This window comes from Nostoc sp. JL31 (genome assembly GCF_017114965.1).
Classification (GTDB): domain Bacteria; phylum Cyanobacteriota; class Cyanobacteriia; order Cyanobacteriales; family Nostocaceae; genus Nostoc; species Nostoc punctiforme_A.
The window spans coordinates 94330-112323 of record NZ_JABXKO010000122.1; the positions used below are offsets into that span (position 1 = coordinate 94330).

Consider the following 17994-nt stretch of genomic DNA (forward strand, 5'->3'; position numbering starts at 1 on the left):
TTTAAAAGGGTCTTTTGCTCTGATAATTAGCACAGCCAAGCATTTAAGTATATGGCGAAAACCTTAGTTTTTCGTTGCACTTACCGTACTCTAGAAGGCAAAAATTATACTTTTAGTACTTTGAAAACATCCTCTTAAAATAAACTATATATAATTGCTTAGTTATTATTACTTTGTCAAGCTTTTTATAGGAGACTAAATTTTAAATATCTCCTCTGGTACTCAGCACTCTCTAGGATACTTGCAACAAATAGGTCATACAATGACCCATCAAAAAGTAGACTACTAACATGGCAGCAGCAGCAAGAGCAACCAAAGTACCAGCTAACATTAGAGAAAATTCTTTACTCTCGTAGGCTTTTTCCATTAAGTGCAGCGACCACGCTACCAGGGCTACATCAAAAAGTAAAATAGGAAGCAGCATATTTCTTAATATTTGTTAATACTTGTAAAATAATATTAACACCCTTTTCAGGAAGTGTGTCTAACCTTAGATGGATGTCATTAAATGAGAAATGGTGGATCAAGATAATGTTCTAACTGGCACGTTGCGATCGCGCAAGTAACTTTTAATTTCTGCTACGCTTAATTGTCCGTAATGTAACAGTGATGCGAGTAATGCGGCTTCAGCTTTGCCTTCAGTTAGGGCAGTGTAGATATGTTCACAATTACCTGCACCACCAGAAGCAATAACTGGAATTTCTACAGCATCGGCAATTGCCCGTGTGATCTCAATGTCATACCCAGCTTGGGTTCCATCAGCATCCATACTTGTGACTAGCAGTTCTCCGGCCCCCCGTTTTTCAACTTCTTGTGCCCACAATAGGGCATCTAAGCCTGTATTTTCTCTGCCACCCCGCACATACACATCCCAACCTGGATTTTCCGGGTTATTTCTGCGTCTGGCATCAATAGCAACAACTATGCACTGATTACCAAAGCGATCGCTAGCCCGATTAATCAAGTCTGGATCACGCACCGCCGCAGAATTAATACTAACCTTATCTGCGCCGGCTCGTAACAAAGCTTTAACATTTTCTAAGGATTGAATGCCACCACCTACAGTCAATGGAATAAAGACCTGTTCAGCAGTGCGGTACACCACATCTATAATTGTAGCTCGATCTTCATGAGTAGCTGTAATATCCAGAAATACTAATTCATCAGCACCGGCTTCGTTGTAAACCTTGGCCAGTTCTACCGGATCGCCTGCATCTTGGAGATTAACAAAGTTAACTCCTTTTACAACCCGTCCCGCCTTCACATCTAAGCACGGTAAGATTCTTTTAGATAACATAATAAATTTTGTACTTCTGGGTAATTGACCGGAATTTAAATTTTAAATTGGCGCGGGTATTCTCAAACTAAAATTTTCATGGGTATTGAGTATGGGGCATTGGGCATTGGTTCTTCTTTCTCCCCCTGCCTCCACTGCCCCCCCTGTCTCCCCCACTCCCTAGTCCCTTAAAAATAGATAGCTGAATTATGGCGATAATTTCATCGAAAAAACAGCCTCCAGAACCCAACGGAGAACCAAAACAGCGTCGAGAGTCGGCGAAAGCACCATCCACAGAAAATATTTTGAAGCCTGAAGCTGCTATTGATGAGCAAGAACAGCAAGAAGAAGGTATTCGACCACACCGATTTGCTGATTACATCGGGCAAAAAGATTTAAAGGATGTGCTAGATATTGCCATCAAAGCAGCCAAGTCTCGTGGTGAGGTACTGGATCACTTGTTGCTATATGGGCCGCCGGGATTGGGAAAAACCACAATGGCAATGATTTTAGCATCGGAAATGGGGGTAAATTACAAAATTACCAGTGCGCCAGCCCTAGAACGTCCACGGGATATTGTCGGGCTACTGGTGAACATGAAACCAGGAGATATTTTATTTGTCGATGAAATTCATCGCCTCTCGCGGATGACAGAGGAAATTCTCTACCCAGCGATGGAAGATTATCGCTTAGATATTACTATTGGTAAGGGTTCCAGCGCTCGCATTAGAAGTTTGCCGCTGTCAAAGTTTACTCTAGTGGGAGCTACAACGCGTGTGGGTGCTTTAACTTCACCACTGCGCGATCGCTTCGGTTTAATTCAAAAACTGCGATTTTACGAAGTTGATGAATTGACTCAAATTATACTGCGAACCGCTCAATTACTCAAAACCCCTGTTACAGAAGATGGAGCCACAGAAATTGCCCGTCGTTCACGCGGAACTCCACGTATTGCGAATAGGCTACTTAAGCGGGTGCGTGATTATGCGGAAGTAAAAATATCTGGGGAGATTAATGAAAGCATCGCATCTGAAGCATTGCAACTATTCCAAGTAGATCCCTGCGGTTTAGATTGGACAGACCGCCAGATGCTGAGTGTAATCATTGAACAATTTAACGGCGGACCAGTGGGGTTGGAAACAATGGCAGCAGCAACGGGTGAAGATACTCAAACAATTGAAGAGGTGTACGAACCTTATCTCATGCAGATTGGGTATTTAACTAGAACTCATCGCGGCAGGATGGCGACTAAGGCAGCATATAAGCATTTGGGATTCACGCCGCCTAATGAACAGTTGTCATTATTGTAATTATAGGCATGGGGTATGGGGCATTGGGCATTGGGCATCGATACTCGTAAATGAGTCTTTGAACTCCATTCCTCTGCTCAATGACAAATGACAAATGACAAATTAGGTAAACCTAGATGATTAAGTTGATTGGTATTTTTCTCAGTCTGTTAATTGTGTTTGGCTGGGGTACACCAGTTATGGCACAATCTCAGCCGCCCATTACTCAAGAACAGTTAAAACAAGGTGATGAGTGGGCAAATCAAGCGTTTATAGCGACGAATCAAGGTGACTTTGCGACGGCTGAAACTTACTGGACAAAAATTATTGAGCAATTTCCCACAAATGCAGGGGCCTGGAGTAACCGGGGAAATTCGCGGGTGAGTCAGAATAAGTTACCAGAGGCGCTGGCAGATTATAACAAAGCCATAGAACTAGCGCCAAATGTCACCGATCCATATTTAAATCGGGGGGCGGCGTTAGAAGGGATGGGAAAATGGGACGATGCGATCGCAGATTATAATCATGTTTTAGAACTCGATCCTAACGATGCGATGGCGTATAACAATCGCGGCAATGCCACAGCAGGTTTAGGAAAATGGGAAGATGCGATCGCAGACTACAAAAAATCTAATGAAATAGCCCCAAATTTTGCCTTCGCCCGTGCTAACTACGCCCTCGCTCTGTATGAAACTGGTCAAAAAGAGCAAGCAATCCGCGAGATGCGAAATATCGCCCGTAAATACTCCAAATTTGCTGATGTGCGTGCCGCCCTCACAGCTGCATATTGGGTAAATGGAGAACAAGGTGAAGCTGAAAGTAACTGGGTAGCAGCTTATGGACTTGATAGCCGCTACAAAGATATTGACTGGGTAAAAAATATCCGCCGTTGGCCTCCCAGCCTAGTTACAGCTTTGGATAAGTTCTTGAAAATCCAGTAATTGCTGGATTCATCTAAAAATACAGATTAATTAGATGAACTTACCAATTCTTGAATCTGCCTTGGGGTTAATTCTTGCACATTACGAAAAACTACAGCTGCTCCTGCTGCTATTAGTGTCTCACCATAAGCATCACTACGCGGTGCTGTTTCCTGTACATGGGGCGGTAAAACCCCTACACCAATCCAAGAACGAGCAAAATCTAAACTCCGCGCTTTCTCAACGGTATACATATCTGCTACCGTATCTCCTACATATACAATCGCTAATTTTTGCTCAATTTCATTATCTAACTCACGAACTGTAGCAAAAAGTCCAGTGGGGTCTGGTTTACCTGGCGCATCTTCCATCGCAATCAACACCGGAGATTCCAAACCCAGGCGTTTTTCTAAGACATAGTTAGCGGAAGCACGAGTTGCACCGCTAAAAAATCCCCAAGCAATCCCTGCTTGGGTAAGTTGTTCTAAATAGCTAGGTTGTAATAATAAGGGTTCATTACAGATATACCCTGTAAAATTATTTGGATCTGGGCCGCGGTAACGCGATTGAAAAAAAGCAACGATCGCACTGTAATCTAGTTGCAGTTGTTCTCGGCTCTGTTCTTGGGTTTCAAAGTAGCGGTAAATTAATTCCTGCGATGCTTCCCAATCGTTATTCCACACGCCTTCAGACTTCAACTGGTCAATATCCAGTGGGGTTGGACGATATGCTTGGGTGGTAAAATGTTCTACGGTATCTGCGATCGCTCGGCGATAGGAACCGCTAACATCGCGCACAACGCCATCAATATCGAAAACAACGATCGCTTTTACAGAAGTTGGTTGAGTCATGGGGTAGGAAGCAAAAGAGTTTTAAATCATCATAATGCGCTCATGACTCAGGTAAAAAATCGGGGTCGAGGGTTTGCTCTGGCGTGAAGGGAGATTGTTCGGGGAAGGTAGCTAGATGCAATTCAGTTTTATCAGCAGCCAAGAGTCTAGCATCGTCATAACACAGCCCAAAAACCTCAGAGAAATAGGGTTTGAGGCTAGGACTTTCTTCTAGAGCTTCTCTGAGGTGTTTGCGATGCTCACGAATTGTTGCTCGCCAACTACCAGAGCGCTTCTCGGCTTGATATTTATACTTCAAGAGGTGCATCAGCACCACTTCCAAATTGCTTCTCAGTGCTTTCTTTTCACTCCTGCCCATTGTTTCAATTTCATCAATCAAATTCTCCAAATCCAGTTCTGTGAGCCGACCTTGCTTGAGCAGTTCTGCTGTGGTTTGAATCCACAGGTAAAAGTCTTGCTCATACAAATCTGAACCAGATGTTGTTTGAGATTGGGGCAGTTGAGCAGTCATAAGCATCTTTGTTAGCGCCGACTACACCTTATGCTAGCCCAATCCAATCACTGTTTGGTCATTTGATAGGGTATTGCGTTAAAATAAGCGATCGCTATCCTTGTTAAATAATGCCCGGAAATTCCCGGAGGTGTGATTGACCAAGTTTATTTTGAAAATTCTGTGGTTAGACGAGAACGTTGCTCTCGCAGTCGATCAAGTTGTAGGCAAAGGCACCAGTCCCTTGACTAAGTACTTTTTTTGGCCCAGAAATGACGCCTGGGAAGAGTTAAAAAAGGAATTAGAGTCCAAACATTGGATTACTGACGTGGATCGTGTCGAGTTGCTTAATAAAGCAACAGAAGTGATTAACTACTGGCAAGAGGAAGGCAGAAACCGTCCAATGGCAGAAGCTCAATTGAAATTTCCAGAAGTTGCCTTTACAGGTAGCGCTTGATATTACAAAATTAGCTATTGTCCTGTTCTACAAGCTGCCACAGTTTGATAGTCTTGTCCCGGCTGCCGCTTGCAATTAATTGTGTAACTTTGCTCACAGCAACAGCAGATACTGAGTCTACATGACCAGAGAGAGTAACAATCTCTTCTGCTGTGCTTACCCTCCAAAGTTTAACTGTTTTGTCGCAACTTGCACTTAGGAGTGTTTTGCCATCGGCAGTAAAAGCCACAGCCACCACTGACCAAGAATGGCCTACAAGTGTGCAAATTAGCTGACCAGTGTTTACCTCCCAAAACTTAATAGTGTTATCATCACTACCCGTCGCCAAAGTTTTCCCATCGGGACTAAAAGCGACTGTCAAAACCGCCCATGCATGACCCGAAAGGGTGCTTAACAAGCTATAGCATGGGCGGTTTTGAATTTCTCTCTGGGAACCTTCTATCTGCCACAAGCGAATTGTTCTGTCATAACTAGCGCTAGCTAAAAGCTGTCCTTGGGGACTAAATGCTACTGAATTTACCTGTAATTGGTGTCCAGTTATGGTGCAAATTTCTTTACCAGTATTGATATTCCAGAGTTTGATTGTCTTATCCCAGCTACCACTAGCGAGAATCTGCCCATCTGGACTGAAAGCAACTGATTTTACAGCGTGTGCGTGTCCTAACAAGGTGCAGATTTCCTCCAATGTCTCAACCTGCCACAATTTGATAGTTTTATCATCGCTAGCAGTTGCCAGAATTTGACCATCTGGACTGAAGGCAACTGATTTTACAGCTTGGGAATGTCCTGATAAGCTAGCTAAAACTTTTTTGGTATTTAAATCCCATAATTTGATGTTTTTGTCATCACTACCACTGGCTAAAGTGTGACTGTCTGGACTAATGGTAAGGGTATTCACACTACTCAATGTCCCAGAATGCCCAGTTAAGGTATGCAAGCATCGCCAAGGAGGATTTGGTAATTTAAAATTTTGAGTTTTACATTCCATACCCATTGCTTGCATAACTTGATCAGCCGATTGAAAGCGGTGGTTAATAGTCTTTTGCAGCAGCTTGTCGAGGATTTGCCCCAAGCGTAGACTCTTTGAGTCTTGTCGCCAGACATCGCTAACCTTAGTAGTAAGATATTGTTGCCAAACCCAGCAATCGTTAGCAATATCATATAAATCAAAGGGAGGAATCTGGGTAAGTAAGTAAATACAAGTTACACCCAAGCTATATAAATCACTAGCAAAAACGGCTTTTCCCTTTGCTTGTTCTGGTGCAGCGTATTCTGGACTGCCAATACTGGTTTCAAATATTAGCCGATCAATTTCTGTGACGATTTTCGCAGTGGTAAAATCGACTATAACGAAATCTCCCTTCTTAGTAATTGGGGATCTACGGATGATATTTTGGGGTTTAATATCGCGGTGGATGATGTGGCGATCGTTAATAAACTGGAAAACTGGCAACACATCTTCTAAAAGTTGCCAAATCTGAGTTTCATTAAAAGCGCCTTCTTCTTCAACCACCTGAGCTAAATTAGTGCCTGCAATAAACTCCTGCACTAAATAAAAATGCCCATTATGCTGAAAATAATTTAATAATGCGGGAATTTGCGGATGCTTTCCTAATTCATCTAGCTGTTGCGCCTTTTGCTGAAAAGTTTTAAATGTCTCGTATTCCTGCGAGATTTCTTGAACAACGCAAGGAATTGGCGGAAACTGACCCTCATCTACAGCAAGGAAGGTTTTACAGAATCCCCCTTTACCAATCTGCTTGATTAAACGATAACGTTCTTGTAAAAGCAAAATTCCCCTACCTACAAGGTGGGCATTTTGCCCACAATCAGAAAGATATTGCCGTTTGTTTTTTATAAGGGCACAACAAAGTTATGCCCCTACCTCATGTTTCTGATGTTACTTATCTACAGGAAAATTCACAACTATCGGTGGAAGACCGTTTTCTGTGGTTGGTTGTCCTTTGTTAACTATTGGTTGTGGATGCAAAGGTGTTGGTGTCAATTCACCCTTACCAGTTTGATTCCATAAAATCATGGATAGTAGCCCATCCACTAAGCCGTTATTGCTGCCATTACTGCCAACTAAGACATCTGGAATCAAACGGACATTGCGATCGCCGATAATCTGCATCAGTTGCATTGCTGTATAACCTTGTGGTCCCAGAGCTTCTACACCAGCGCGGTAGGTTTCAGCTTTGGCATTACCTGTGGCTCGGATACCTTCAGCCTCAGCAATTGCCCGGAGTTTTGTACCTTCAGCCTCACCGTTTGCCTCTTTGATTTGGGCTTGGGCTTTGAGGTCAGCTATATGCACACTCTGCTCCGATTTCACCATTTCTTGCTGAATATTAGCCAGTGCCGTTTCCCTAACAAGCTGCTGTCGTTGGGTTTGCGCCATTTGCTGGACTTCATAAGTCTTGCGTTCTTCTTCGGCAATTTTCCGATCTGTCTGTGTCTGCATTAACGACGCTGGTGGCTGAATATCACCAATTAGAGTGTCGATCGCTTGCACGTCATAAGCCCGCAGTGCTGTTTTAATATACTCAGCAGCCTCAGTTTGTCGTTCACTCCGAGCAGTGAGAAAGTCTAGTACAGTACAGTTTTGGGCTGAGTTGCGGAAATAATTACCGATAGTAGGTTCTAATACATGGTCTACGAGATTTTGCATAGCACCAACGCGAGAAATTACCTTTGGAGCATCTAAAGCACCCACATGGATAATTTGCGCTACTTCCAAATCAAAGGCAAACCCATCACGCGATCGCACTGTTAAAGAAGCCAGTTTAGCATCATAGCTGTGGCGTTCAGTCCGACCTGACCAGTTTAAGACGATGTTGGTCGTTGGCACTAGTTCAATCTTCATGATCCGGGAATTAATCGGGTGCTTACCAGGATATAGCGGTTCGACCCACACACCCTTATGTCCCTGATTCACCAAGTTACCGTGGGTGAAAGCTGCACCACTGACATCTTGATGTGCTTTACCCACGAAAGAAATTACCACGCCAACATACCCAATGGGAATTTCCGTCATCGGCACTTGCTCAACCTGGACAAACCAAGGGTTCAAGTTCCAAGAACCAGAAAGCAAAGTCTGCTCTTGTAAACCTCGCCGTCCACCGCCATTAATAAATTTCTGACCATTTTGAAAGTTGTCGTGTCCGTCAATTATCGGGCCTGCGAGTTCACCTGCGGAAATTGGTACACCATCTAAAGTAGTAACAATCCCAACTTTGTCAGATGCCAGACTATATACCCGCAACTGTTCTGGATTCATGCCATGAGCGCTGGCATTTGATGCCATGATGACTTTAAATAGGGCAGTGTTGATCCGGTATGTACCAGCCGTAAGAAAACCCATTTGCCGCCCTTTTTCGCCACCTTCGATGAGGAATTTTCGAGCATCTTGGAAGTTGTCACAACCCACGATTTTCCCCAAAATCCGCTCTGGTGGGTTGGGTTGACCATCTGCTGCCACAATCAAAGCGATTTCCCCTTGGGGAACGACAATTACCGATTCTTTCTTTACAGAATACTGCCAAGGCCAATAGCCCCAGTGCCAGCCAGGAGCTAAAGTATCTGCCTGCAAACCAGCTTCGCCGTTGAGGGCAATCAAACTGCCGGCGGGTAGTCCACGCCCAGAAAGGGTAAATTTCCTCACTACAATGCCAACTTCTCGTTCGCCAATAACTACTAGTCCCCCAAAGAATAGGGGGACGAATATGACTAAACCGCCAACAAGTAGAATGGGAACCAGTACAACAGGATTAATTCCAGCAGCTTGATATTGAGTCCTGCTAGTTTGTAACTGAGCAATATTTAGTGTGGTCTGATTTAGCTGGATTGATGCCGAAGTGATTTCTTTTGGAGTAGTTATTTTGACAGAAGTAGCATTGGCAGAGTGAACACTACCAGCAAGTGCTAACGTTGCTACGATAGATGCTGCTAACCGAGCTACCTTATTTTGTTTACGAGTACCAAGCAAAGATGAAAGGCTTTTCATAATCTGTGCCCAAAAGGGCAACTAATTAGTTAATTTAACACTCCACCAAAGCTTGCCTCGATTTCTTAAACTTGACGTAATTTTTTTTAAAATTAATAAATAAGGAGTCAGAATTTAGAATTCAGAATACTCTATCCGTAAAGGGATGGAGTTTTAGCATACGTACAGAATTCACGTTAAATTCTGACTGTTGACTCCTAGCTCCTGAGTTCTTCTGAATAAACATTTTGTAGGTTGAACATTGCCCAACCTACAAAATGGAAATATAAACTTAAATTAAACCGAACCGCCAGCAGCTTGAAACCGAGCGCGGGCGCGTTTGAAGGCTTGGGTTGCCTGAATTTGGGCTTGGCGATCATCTGCGGAAACTTGACTTAGACGTGCTTCTGCTTGGTTGTAAGCAGTACGAGCTTCATCAAGGTTAATTTTGTCGCCACGTTCAGCGCCGTTAACCAGAATTGTCACTTCATTTTCTTCGACTTCGGCAAAGCCACCCAAAAGAGCGATCGCTTCCCAATTCTGATTTTTAGCGCCACGAACTCGCATGACACCAGTATCTAGAGCGGTCAAAAGTGGTGCGTGTCCAGTTAGGATACCTAGTTGACCAGTAGTGCTAGGCAAAACGACTTCTTCAGCTGGAGCATCCCAGACTGTTTTATCTGGAGAAATTACACGAACGGTTAATGTCATTTGTCTTTTGTCCTTCGTCCTTCGTCCTTTGTCCTTTGTCTTTTGTAATTGCCATTAGTCATTAGCAGTTGAACTAATGACTAATGACCAATGACCAATACTTCGGCTCCCTTCTCTACGAGAGGCTGCGCCAACGACTGCGCTCAGGGCGAGTCGCTCAGTACAAGTGACTAATGACTAACCTTTGATTTTTTCAGCTTTGGCAATCGCTTCGTTAATATCGCCAACCAAGTAGAAAGCCTGTTCTGGTAGAGCATCTAACTCACCAGACAGAATTTTTTGGAACCCTTTGATGGTGTCTTCCAACTTCACGTACTTACCAGGAGAACCGGTGAATACTTCTGCCACAAAGAACGGCTGAGACAAGAAACGCTCAACTTTCCGGGCCCGCGCTACGATGAGACGGTCTTCTTCAGACAATTCATCTAGACCAAGAATGGCGATAATGTCTTGGAGTTCTTTGTAACGTTGCAGAGTTGATTGCACTGCACGAGCAGTATTGTAGTGTTCTTCACCTACAATGTTTGGCTGGAGCATGGTGGAAGTTGAACCAAGGGGGTCAACTGCGGGATAAATTCCCTTAGCAGCCAAACCGCGAGATAGTACTGTGGTTCCGTCCAAGTGGGCGAAGGTGGTAGCAGGTGCGGGGTCGGTGAGGTCATCCGCTGGTACGTACACTGCTTGAATGGAGGTAATCGAACCCTCGGTAGTCGAGGTAATCCGCTCTTGTAGTTCACCTACGTCGGTTCCCAATGTGGGCTGATATCCTACCGCAGAAGGCATCCGACCTAATAGCGCCGATACTTCCGAACCTGCTTGTACAAACCGGAAGATATTATCAATAAACAGCAGCACGTCCTGCTTGTTCACATCCCGGAAGTACTCTGCTACTGTCAATCCCGAAAGACCAACCCGCATTCTGGCTCCGGGTGGTTCGTTCATTTGACCGTAGACTAGAGCAATTTTTGATTCGTTGAGGTTCTCGTTATTGATAACCCCAGACTCAATCATTTCGTTGTAAAGGTCATTACCTTCACGGGTGCGCTCACCCACGCCAGCAAATACAGATACTCCACCATGCTGGGTAGCGATGTTGTTAATCAACTCCATCATGATTACGGTCTTACCAACACCAGCACCGCCGAATAGACCAATCTTACCGCCGCGTCGATAGGGAGTCAGAAGGTCAACAACTTTAATCCCAGTCTCAAACACCGAAGGTTTGGTTTCCAGGTCGGTGAATTTAGGAGCAGAGCGGTGGATGGGTAAACTTGCCTCAGCATTTACTGGGCCCCTGTTATCCACAGGTTCGCCAAGGACGTTGAAAATCCGGCCCAAAGTGGCTTTACCAACTGGCACGGTAATGGGAGCGCCTGTATCGCTGACTTCAAAACCGCGCACTAAGCCTTCGGTGGAACTCATTGCAACAGTCCGCACCTGGTTGTCGCCCAGCAGTTGCTGTACTTCAACGGTGATGTTGATTTCCTGTCCAGCTTCGTTGGTGCCTTTGATTTTCAAGGCGTTGTAGATTTGTGGCAATTTCCCGCCGGGAAATTTAACGTCTACAACTGGGCCAATGATTTGGGTAATGTAACCAATGTTTGTTTTTTCTGCGGTTGTGACCATGCTGCGCCTAATGATTGAAGCTAGATTTCAGATAAGGTCGGAGAAGACATAAGAATAAGAAATGTCACCTTTCACTCTAGCACCGGACGGGGACATAACTCTCTTAGTAATTCCTTAAAAAGGTGTTTGGTGGCTATGGTTGTAGTCCCCATCTTGACTAGATTGACGGGATAGGCTCTAGTTTATCCCTAATCTCATTTTTTAGATGCGATCGCCCTAGCTCTTTACGCTGTAGCGAAAGATGCCACTCTGTTAAATTTACTAAATATTTACACTTAGAACAAAAAAGCTAGATTTTGATACCTAGCTTTTGCTCAATAAATTAAGGATTCTATTAGCAGTGAACTTGCTGCTTTTGCTTGCGTTTGAATTTAGAGGTAAGATGGCTAAAGCTGACAAAGTACAAGTTGCTAGCGTAAGTGTTGACTGTAAAACGTGATAAGTCTTCATTAATTAACCTCGTTGTATTTAAATGCACACAAATTTGCCAGCAAAATTAAACAAAATCTGCCATAGCTGGCGAAGATTTAGCCTGTCGCTGCGATCGCACATACAAGCAGTATTTATTAGGCTACTGGCACAGTATTAACTTGATTTCAGCTAAATCATATAGTCATGAGTATTATTGATAAATAGAGTTGCAAAAACAAGTATTATTACTGGTATTCGCTAAAAATTTATAATAGTAATTTGTATTCTTATAAAATAGAAAAATTACCAAAAGCATAGTATATAAAGCTTTGATTCCGATGTTACGGCTACTACTAAATTAATAAGTATATAAAAGTTGTATAAATTTATAGGAATTTATATCGCGCAATACATCTTTGTATTACACGATATGCTTTGCATGAGTGCAGATCGTAGTAGATATCACCAACACAGCATTTGCTAAAAGTTCGGCAATAAATAAATATTATATATAAGGCTATCCATAAACTACATTTCCAAAGCTTCTGAATATCCATAAGATGAAGAAACTTGCTTTGTCCAGCCTGCGGCAAAAAGTTTCAGTTACCCTGAAGTATAGATACAAAAACAGCTTTTAGCCAAGCCGTGATGCCTGAGTTGGGCGTATCTGCGGCTTTATCCTCACACTTACACCGAGCAGCAGCTTATGAATTTCTCGTCAGCACGACAATATTTTTACCAGGAGATTCAGCAGTCTGACGAGCAAATTGACCTAGCAAAGGCAGCTTTGTACATTGCACAAGAAGAATATCCGAAGCTAGACCCAGAGGAATATCTCAACGCCCTTGATACAATGGCATGGGAGCTTCAAGAACGCCTGCCTGATTCAAGATATCCTTTGCGGATAGTTCAAAGTATTAATCAGTATCTCTACGAAGATTTAAATTTTTCTGGTAATAAAATTGACTATTACGACCCGCGCAACAGCTTTTTCAATGATGTAATCGATCGCCGACTGGGGATTCCCATTACCTTAGCGCTGATTTACCTGGAAGTTGCTCGACGGATTGATTTTCCGATGGTGGGTGTAGGAATGCCAGGACATTTCTTGATCCGCCCAAATATTCCCGATATAGAAATTTTTGTGGATGCTTTCAATGGCGGTGAAATAATATTTGCCCAAGATTGCGAGGAACGCCTATCTCAACTTTATCAGCAACCTGTGACGCTGCAACCAGAATTTTTAGCTGTAGTCAGTAATCGGCAATTTTTGGCTCGGATGTTGACAAATTTAAAATTTATTTACCTCAAACAGCAAGAGTTACAAAAAACGCTGGCAGCGGTTGAACGAATTTTGTTGCTGTTTCCTGGTTTAACTTTAGAATTGCGCGATCGCGGTTTGATCTACTATCAACTCGGTTACTACCCCCAAGCCGTAGACGACTTACAAAATTATTTAGCAAAAGTTCCTGATGCCGAGGATGCATCTGTGATTCGGCGGCTACTTACCGAACTGGGTAAAGGCAAGTAGAGACTGGGAAGCAGGGAAAATTTTAGTAAGCCAATGACAAATGACTAATGACTAATGACTAATGACTAATTTTGTTCTTCTGCGACTCTTTTGAGGCGGCGCAGTTGGGCTTGCATATCTTCTTTCGTCCACGACGCAGCAAAAGTGTTGAAGCCCCAACTCACTAAGGGGTTAGGAATATCGTACTCAAAGCGATTGAGTAAAAGGGTTCCCTTTTCTGTGGGTTGACATTCCCAGCGATCGCGCCCTTGGAAAAATCCCTGAAATTCCCAAACTACCAAACCCGGTTGTCGTTCTACAACTACGCTATTCAAGGTGGGTTTTATTAGAGGAATTTGAATAATAAAACGACTTTTACTGCCGACATCGGTACTCCAAGCTTCGCCCACGGGTTCGCAACGGAGAACGGGGTTGAGCCAACGGTGCATAAGAGCTAAATCGCTAATACAGCGCTCCACCACCGTAGCTGTAGCATTAATTTGAATCGATTGTTCCAAAACTTGGGACATTCCACATCTTTGGTGCTGTTGCTGCAATTAGAGTAACGCAAAATTTTGGGGAATGGGGGATGAGGAGACAAGGGGCAGTTGGAGTAAGTTTTCCCCTCTGCCCCTCTGCCTCTTATGCCCAATGCCCATAGATTAAATCAAATATGAGTAAATATGTATGTTTTTACTGGTAAATTTATAGGCAAAACACTGACTCAGTGTTTGCGGTGAATACTTAAGCTTAATTCCCGAAAACCATGAACACAACTTGGCAAGGAATAACCCAGGTGATAGGAGTTGCTTTGTCCACGAGGGTGCAGCAATTTTTGGCACAATCATCGCCCAGCCTGCAACCAATACAACCAGCAGTAAATCAAGGAATCGCTGATGTGCAAGGTATTGTACAACAGTTGATTTTGTTTACACCTCGTCTTTTAGGGGCGGTAGCAATTTTACTAGTAGGTTGGCTCATTGCAGCGATCGCAGCGGCACTGACGCAAGGAATCCTCAAGCGCACAAACATAGATAACCGCATTGCCGCTGGGATAACAGGTCGTCAAGATGTTCCCCAAGTGGAGAAATTACTCTCTAGCTTGGTCTTTTGGAGCATTATCCTGTTAACTGCGGTAGCTGTTTTACAGACCTTGGATCTGGAAATAGCCTCTCAACCCCTGAATAATTTTCTCAATCAACTTATTGGCTTTTTGCCAAAGTTGGTTGGTGCCGGAATCCTTTTGGCAGCAGCCTGGTTTTTGGCGACCATTGTGAAGATTATCACTGTGCGCTCATTACAGGCATTTAATCTGGATGAGCGTTTGAATCCAGAACCAGAAGACAGAGCGCCCAGCCTTAATCAGCTGTCTTTGAGTGAGACAATTGGCAATGCTCTGTATTGGTTTATATTTTTACTGTTTCTCACCCCAGTTTTGGAGGCTCTCACACTACAGCAGGCTCTACAACCAGTACAAGCTCTAATTGCAGAAGTTCTGCTAATTCTACCGAACATTTTAGCGGCGATCTTGATTGCTGTAGTTGGCTGGTTCATCGCTAATGTAGTACGGCGGATTGTGACAAACTTGCTGGCGACAACTGGTCTTGACCATTTAGGTAGTCGGTTGGGATTATCTGCAAGTGCGGGAGTGCAACCTCTATCGAGTATTATTGGCACAATTGTCTATGTTTTGATTTTGATCCCTGTGGCGATCGCAGCGCTCAATGCCTTGCGAATTGATGCGATCTCAATACCTGCAATCGCCATGCTGCAACAGGTTCTCAACGCTCTACCTGCCATCTTTACAGCCGTGGCGATTTTGATTGTTGCCTATTTCGTCGGGCGGTTTATTGGGGACTTGGTTACAAGTATCCTCACCAATTTAGGGTTTAATAACATTTTCACTATTTTGGGTCTGACAACACCCAGCAGACGAATCGTCATCTCAACAGAATCAGCAACCCCACCGATTCCAACCCGCACTCCATCGGAAATTGTAGGCATTGTTGCCTTAGTGGGGATTATGCTGTTTGCCACGGTGGCGGCGGTGAATATCTTGAATATTCCAGCCCTGACAGCATTAGTGTCTGGTATTGTGATCGTATTCGGGCGGATTTTGGCAGGATTGGTGATTTTTGCCGTTGGCTTATTCCTGGCAAATCTGGCTTTTAACATCATTACCAGTTCCGGCGAACGCCAAGCCCAGATTTTGGGACAAGTGGCGCGGATTGCAATTATTGCCTTAGTTTCTGCAATGGCACTGCAACAGATTGGAGTTGCCAGTGATATTGTGAATTTAGCCTTTGGACTTTTACTAGGTGCGATCGCAGTTGCTATTGCCCTAGCCTTTGGTCTTGGAGGGCGCGATATTGCAAGAGAGCAAGTTCAAGAATGGCTAAACTCTTTCAAAGGTAGAAACTAAAAATTGATGAAGGCGCAATTTCATCTGTAAATCTGGGAAAGTGCAGACGTAAGCATCAATTGTGCAGAACATCTATCAGCAATTTTACCTAAAAGGTTAAAAGTTAGAGCTTAGAAACTCGGAGTTTGAGTAGAGAACTCGTAATGTCAAGTTCTGAAGCTCAAGTTCCGAGTTTTAAAGCTCAATTTAATCGTATTTTCCCAGTCACCATTTTTAGCGGTGTAAGTGACAAATTCTTTAGTCTTAAGGAAAGCTGGGGATAAAGCAAGGACGCTTAGGCGCAGCCTTTCGTAGACATCGCAAGAAGGCAGGGCGTAGTCCATCGCAGTAATAATCAATTCTCCCAAAATTACCGCTTGTCAAAGCCCTTAGTCAGCGACACCGACGCAATGCCGTCAGGTCGCTTGACATTTGGGCTTCTGCCTTAATTTGACACCTATGCCACCCCACAATATTGGATAATTGATTTCTTGGAGTTCCCTAATTTAAAGCATCAGCGATCTGAATACCAAGGTGCTGCAATGCTTTTTCTTTCACAAATTCAGCTGCACTACGAGCCGATTCAGCCAAAATCGTATCGGTGTTTGGAGTCAGCTTCAGCGCTCCTCCCAGGTATCCCAAAGCTTTGCAATAATAATCAGTTAAGTTGGTAGATGACAGTCTCTTGACAGTTTGATGATCGCCACCTTGAAAAGCTGTTAACGCTTTGTGATGTAAATCATTTTCTGGCTTTCCTAGTACTTCAAGAATTGCACTTACAGCTTTATCGACTTTTTCTTGTGTTAGTTCTGTGGATACTTTTGCTTGCATGTTTATCTCCTTTTGTTCATGAATTTGCAAGTTGTCGATAGCGTTCTTGAACTTCCTGAATCGAAAACAAAGTTTCAAACTTCAACCCCGCTGACTGGTACAACTCACCTCCCCCTTGTTGTCGATCTACTAGTGAAATTACTTGATTTACGGTATAACCTGCATCTTTAAGACGCTCAACCGCTTTGAGAGCAGATTGCCCAGTTGTTACTACATCTTCCAAAACTACTACTTTTGTGCCCTCTGGTAAACTGGGGCCTTCTATATAAGCTCTTGTTCCATAACCCTTGGCTTCCTTGCGAATAATCAGTGCTGGTATTGGGCGGTTTTCATAAACAGAAACTATACTCACTGCTGTCACAATTGGGTCAGCCCCCATTGTTAAACCACCTACAGCCTGTGTATCTACAGGTAATAAAGGAAATAGTAACCGTCCGACTGCTAAAGCGCCTTGAGGATGGAGTGTTACCTGTGTCTTATTGACGTAATAAGAACTACGTAGCCCAGAAGATAGGAGAAAATCACCTTCTTGATAAGCAAGTTGGCAAAATAAATCTAGTAGCTTGTGGCGTAAAGCGGTCAAATCAGAAGTGGTTGCCCAAATATCAGAGTGGGTAAGAGTTTCAGTAGGATACGTCATTACAAAACATTAAAAGTTGTGCTACACCAAAGGTTGAACTCATCAGAGTTCTGAACTTCAGCATAAATTAAGATTCGCCCAAAGCAAAAGTTGAGGAGTCAGAAACGTGCGTATAAAATTTAAAACCTTTAGTGGTTTATTGGTGCTGCTTGCTGCTGGTATTGCTTTTCCCTCTATTGCATCTGCCGAAACGGCAACACCAAATTCTGAAACTACGAATGATGTATTTGAACGAGCTTATTTTCGTCACGATCGCAATTTCTACGAAAATGGCGGTCTCAAGCGTCAGCTAGACTCATTTTTCGGATCTGGTTCTGGTTTCGGTGGTTCCTTCCCAGAAAATGAAATTGCCCGCGACGCTAACTTGGTTAATACTTTATATCATGATGCCCTGACTCAGCAAGTTGGCAACGATCCTTATATTCGTACTCCTGATTTACCAAATCCTTATGACACATCGTTGCTCGTGTCTCCTCGCTATAGCAACAAACTTAAAGTAGGAACAGAATTCAGGTTTGAAACTTTACCATCTCGGTAAGATTGGGGAGTGGGGAGTGGGAAAATGCAGGTACAAGGAGAATAAACCATGACCAATG

The 17994-nt window shown here is 43.5% G+C and carries 17 protein-coding genes; 6 read left to right on the forward strand and 11 right to left on the reverse strand.

Going from position 1 to position 17994, the window contains the following annotated elements:
• Positions 1–232 precede the first annotated feature (232 nt).
• Entirely contained in the window at positions 233–424 is a 192-nt protein-coding gene (locus HWQ43_RS32930) for a hypothetical protein (protein WP_094348875.1), read from the reverse strand.
• A 99-nt stretch (positions 425–523) separates the two neighbouring features.
• Complete coding sequence (hisF, locus tag HWQ43_RS32935; RefSeq protein WP_292741463.1) at positions 524–1297, reverse strand: imidazole glycerol phosphate synthase subunit HisF; 774 nt, start codon at positions 1295–1297, stop codon at positions 524–526.
• A 188-nt stretch (positions 1298–1485) separates the two neighbouring features.
• Here hisF and ruvB point away from each other — a divergent pair, with 188 nt between their 5' ends.
• Positions 1486–2586 (forward strand): Holliday junction branch migration DNA helicase RuvB, encoded by a 1101-nt coding sequence (gene ruvB / locus HWQ43_RS32940; RefSeq protein WP_292741467.1) that lies wholly within the window; start codon positions 1486–1488, stop codon positions 2584–2586.
• 116 nt (positions 2587–2702) lie between these two features.
• Positions 2703–3506: a tetratricopeptide repeat protein gene (locus HWQ43_RS32945; protein WP_292741470.1), complete on the forward strand. Its 804-nt coding sequence runs from the start codon at positions 2703–2705 to the stop codon at positions 3504–3506.
• Between the two features lie 26 nt (positions 3507–3532).
• On the opposite strand, the gene HWQ43_RS32950 is transcribed toward HWQ43_RS32945, so the two are convergent.
• Together HWQ43_RS32950 and HWQ43_RS32955 are read right to left on the reverse strand one after the other, a co-directional pair.
• Positions 3533–4336 (reverse strand): TIGR01548 family HAD-type hydrolase, encoded by an 804-nt coding sequence (locus HWQ43_RS32950; RefSeq protein WP_292741473.1) that lies wholly within the window; start codon positions 4334–4336, stop codon positions 3533–3535.
• A gap of 40 nt (positions 4337–4376) precedes the next feature.
• Positions 4377–4847: a DUF29 domain-containing protein gene (locus HWQ43_RS32955; protein WP_292741475.1), complete on the reverse strand. Its 471-nt coding sequence runs from the start codon at positions 4845–4847 to the stop codon at positions 4377–4379.
• Positions 4848–4983: 136 nt separating this feature from the next.
• On the opposite strand from HWQ43_RS32955, the gene HWQ43_RS32960 reads away from it, so the two are divergent.
• Entirely contained in the window at positions 4984–5283 is a 300-nt protein-coding gene (locus HWQ43_RS32960; RefSeq protein ID WP_013190996.1) for a 30S ribosomal protein PSRP-3, read from the forward strand.
• A gap of 10 nt (positions 5284–5293) precedes the next feature.
• Here HWQ43_RS32960 and HWQ43_RS32965 read toward each other — a convergent pair whose 3' ends face one another.
• From HWQ43_RS32965 to atpD, 4 genes are all read right to left on the reverse strand, one after another.
• Positions 5294–7075: a serine/threonine-protein kinase gene (locus HWQ43_RS32965; protein ID WP_292741482.1), complete on the reverse strand. Its 1782-nt coding sequence runs from the start codon at positions 7073–7075 to the stop codon at positions 5294–5296.
• Positions 7076–7183: 108 nt separating this feature from the next.
• Positions 7184–9289, reverse strand: coding sequence for a flotillin family protein (locus HWQ43_RS32970; protein WP_292741485.1), 2106 nt, complete (start codon positions 9287–9289; stop codon positions 7184–7186).
• Between the two features lie 276 nt (positions 9290–9565).
• Positions 9566–9979: an ATP synthase F1 subunit epsilon gene (gene atpC, locus HWQ43_RS32975; protein ID WP_292715968.1), complete on the reverse strand. Its 414-nt coding sequence runs from the start codon at positions 9977–9979 to the stop codon at positions 9566–9568.
• Between the two features lie 177 nt (positions 9980–10156).
• Positions 10157–11605, reverse strand: a complete 1449-nt coding sequence (gene atpD, locus HWQ43_RS32980) for a F0F1 ATP synthase subunit beta (RefSeq protein WP_114081954.1) — start codon at positions 11603–11605, stop codon at positions 10157–10159.
• A gap of 1117 nt (positions 11606–12722) precedes the next feature.
• Here atpD and HWQ43_RS32985 point away from each other — a divergent pair.
• Entirely contained in the window at positions 12723–13547 is an 825-nt protein-coding gene (locus HWQ43_RS32985; RefSeq protein WP_292741488.1) for a SirB1 family protein, read from the forward strand.
• A gap of 65 nt (positions 13548–13612) precedes the next feature.
• Here the strand turns inward: HWQ43_RS32985 and HWQ43_RS32990 are convergent, their stop codons facing one another.
• A complete protein-coding gene (locus tag HWQ43_RS32990; RefSeq protein WP_292741490.1) occupies positions 13613–14056 on the reverse strand; it encodes an SRPBCC family protein in 444 nt (147 codons plus the stop codon).
• A gap of 236 nt (positions 14057–14292) precedes the next feature.
• Between HWQ43_RS32990 and HWQ43_RS32995 the strand changes: the two genes are divergently transcribed.
• Positions 14293–15948, forward strand: a complete 1656-nt coding sequence (locus HWQ43_RS32995; protein ID WP_292741493.1) for a mechanosensitive ion channel — start codon at positions 14293–14295, stop codon at positions 15946–15948.
• Between the two features lie 480 nt (positions 15949–16428).
• Here the strand turns inward: HWQ43_RS32995 and HWQ43_RS33000 are convergent, their stop codons facing one another.
• The gene (locus tag HWQ43_RS33000; protein ID WP_292741495.1) at positions 16429–16758 is read right to left on the reverse strand and encodes a hypothetical protein; all 330 of its coding nucleotides are present in this window, start codon (positions 16756–16758) and stop codon (positions 16429–16431) included.
• 16 nt (positions 16759–16774) lie between these two features.
• The gene (pyrE, locus tag HWQ43_RS33005; protein WP_292741498.1) at positions 16775–17398 is read right to left on the reverse strand and encodes an orotate phosphoribosyltransferase; all 624 of its coding nucleotides are present in this window, start codon (positions 17396–17398) and stop codon (positions 16775–16777) included.
• 106 nt (positions 17399–17504) lie between these two features.
• Here pyrE and HWQ43_RS33010 point away from each other — a divergent pair, with 106 nt between their 5' ends.
• Positions 17505–17936, forward strand: a complete 432-nt coding sequence (locus HWQ43_RS33010) for a hypothetical protein (RefSeq protein ID WP_292741501.1) — start codon at positions 17505–17507, stop codon at positions 17934–17936.
• Positions 17937–17994 lie beyond the last annotated feature (58 nt).

Coding starts and splice junctions, on each gene's coding strand:
- HWQ43_RS32930 (WP_094348875.1), bottom strand. CDS start 424: ATGCTGCTTCCTATTTTACTTTTTGATGTAGCCCTGGTAGCGTGGTCG.
- hisF (WP_292741463.1), bottom strand. CDS start 1,297: ATGTTATCTAAAAGAATCTTACCGTGCTTAGATGTGAAGGCGGGACGG.
- ruvB (WP_292741467.1), top strand. CDS start 1,486: ATGGCGATAATTTCATCGAAAAAACAGCCTCCAGAACCCAACGGAGAA.
- HWQ43_RS32945 (WP_292741470.1), top strand. CDS start 2,703: ATGATTAAGTTGATTGGTATTTTTCTCAGTCTGTTAATTGTGTTTGGC.
- HWQ43_RS32950 (WP_292741473.1), bottom strand. CDS start 4,336: ATGACTCAACCAACTTCTGTAAAAGCGATCGTTGTTTTCGATATTGAT.
- HWQ43_RS32955 (WP_292741475.1), bottom strand. CDS start 4,847: ATGACTGCTCAACTGCCCCAATCTCAAACAACATCTGGTTCAGATTTG.
- HWQ43_RS32970 (WP_292741485.1), bottom strand. CDS start 9,289: ATGAAAAGCCTTTCATCTTTGCTTGGTACTCGTAAACAAAATAAGGTA.
- atpC (WP_292715968.1), bottom strand. CDS start 9,979: ATGACATTAACCGTTCGTGTAATTTCTCCAGATAAAACAGTCTGGGAT.
- atpD (WP_114081954.1), bottom strand. CDS start 11,605: ATGGTCACAACCGCAGAAAAAACAAACATTGGTTACATTACCCAAATC.
- HWQ43_RS32985 (WP_292741488.1), top strand. CDS start 12,723: ATGAATTTCTCGTCAGCACGACAATATTTTTACCAGGAGATTCAGCAG.
- HWQ43_RS32990 (WP_292741490.1), bottom strand. CDS start 14,056: ATGTCCCAAGTTTTGGAACAATCGATTCAAATTAATGCTACAGCTACG.
- HWQ43_RS32995 (WP_292741493.1), top strand. CDS start 14,293: ATGAACACAACTTGGCAAGGAATAACCCAGGTGATAGGAGTTGCTTTG.
- HWQ43_RS33000 (WP_292741495.1), bottom strand. CDS start 16,758: ATGCAAGCAAAAGTATCCACAGAACTAACACAAGAAAAAGTCGATAAA.
- pyrE (WP_292741498.1), bottom strand. CDS start 17,398: ATGACGTATCCTACTGAAACTCTTACCCACTCTGATATTTGGGCAACC.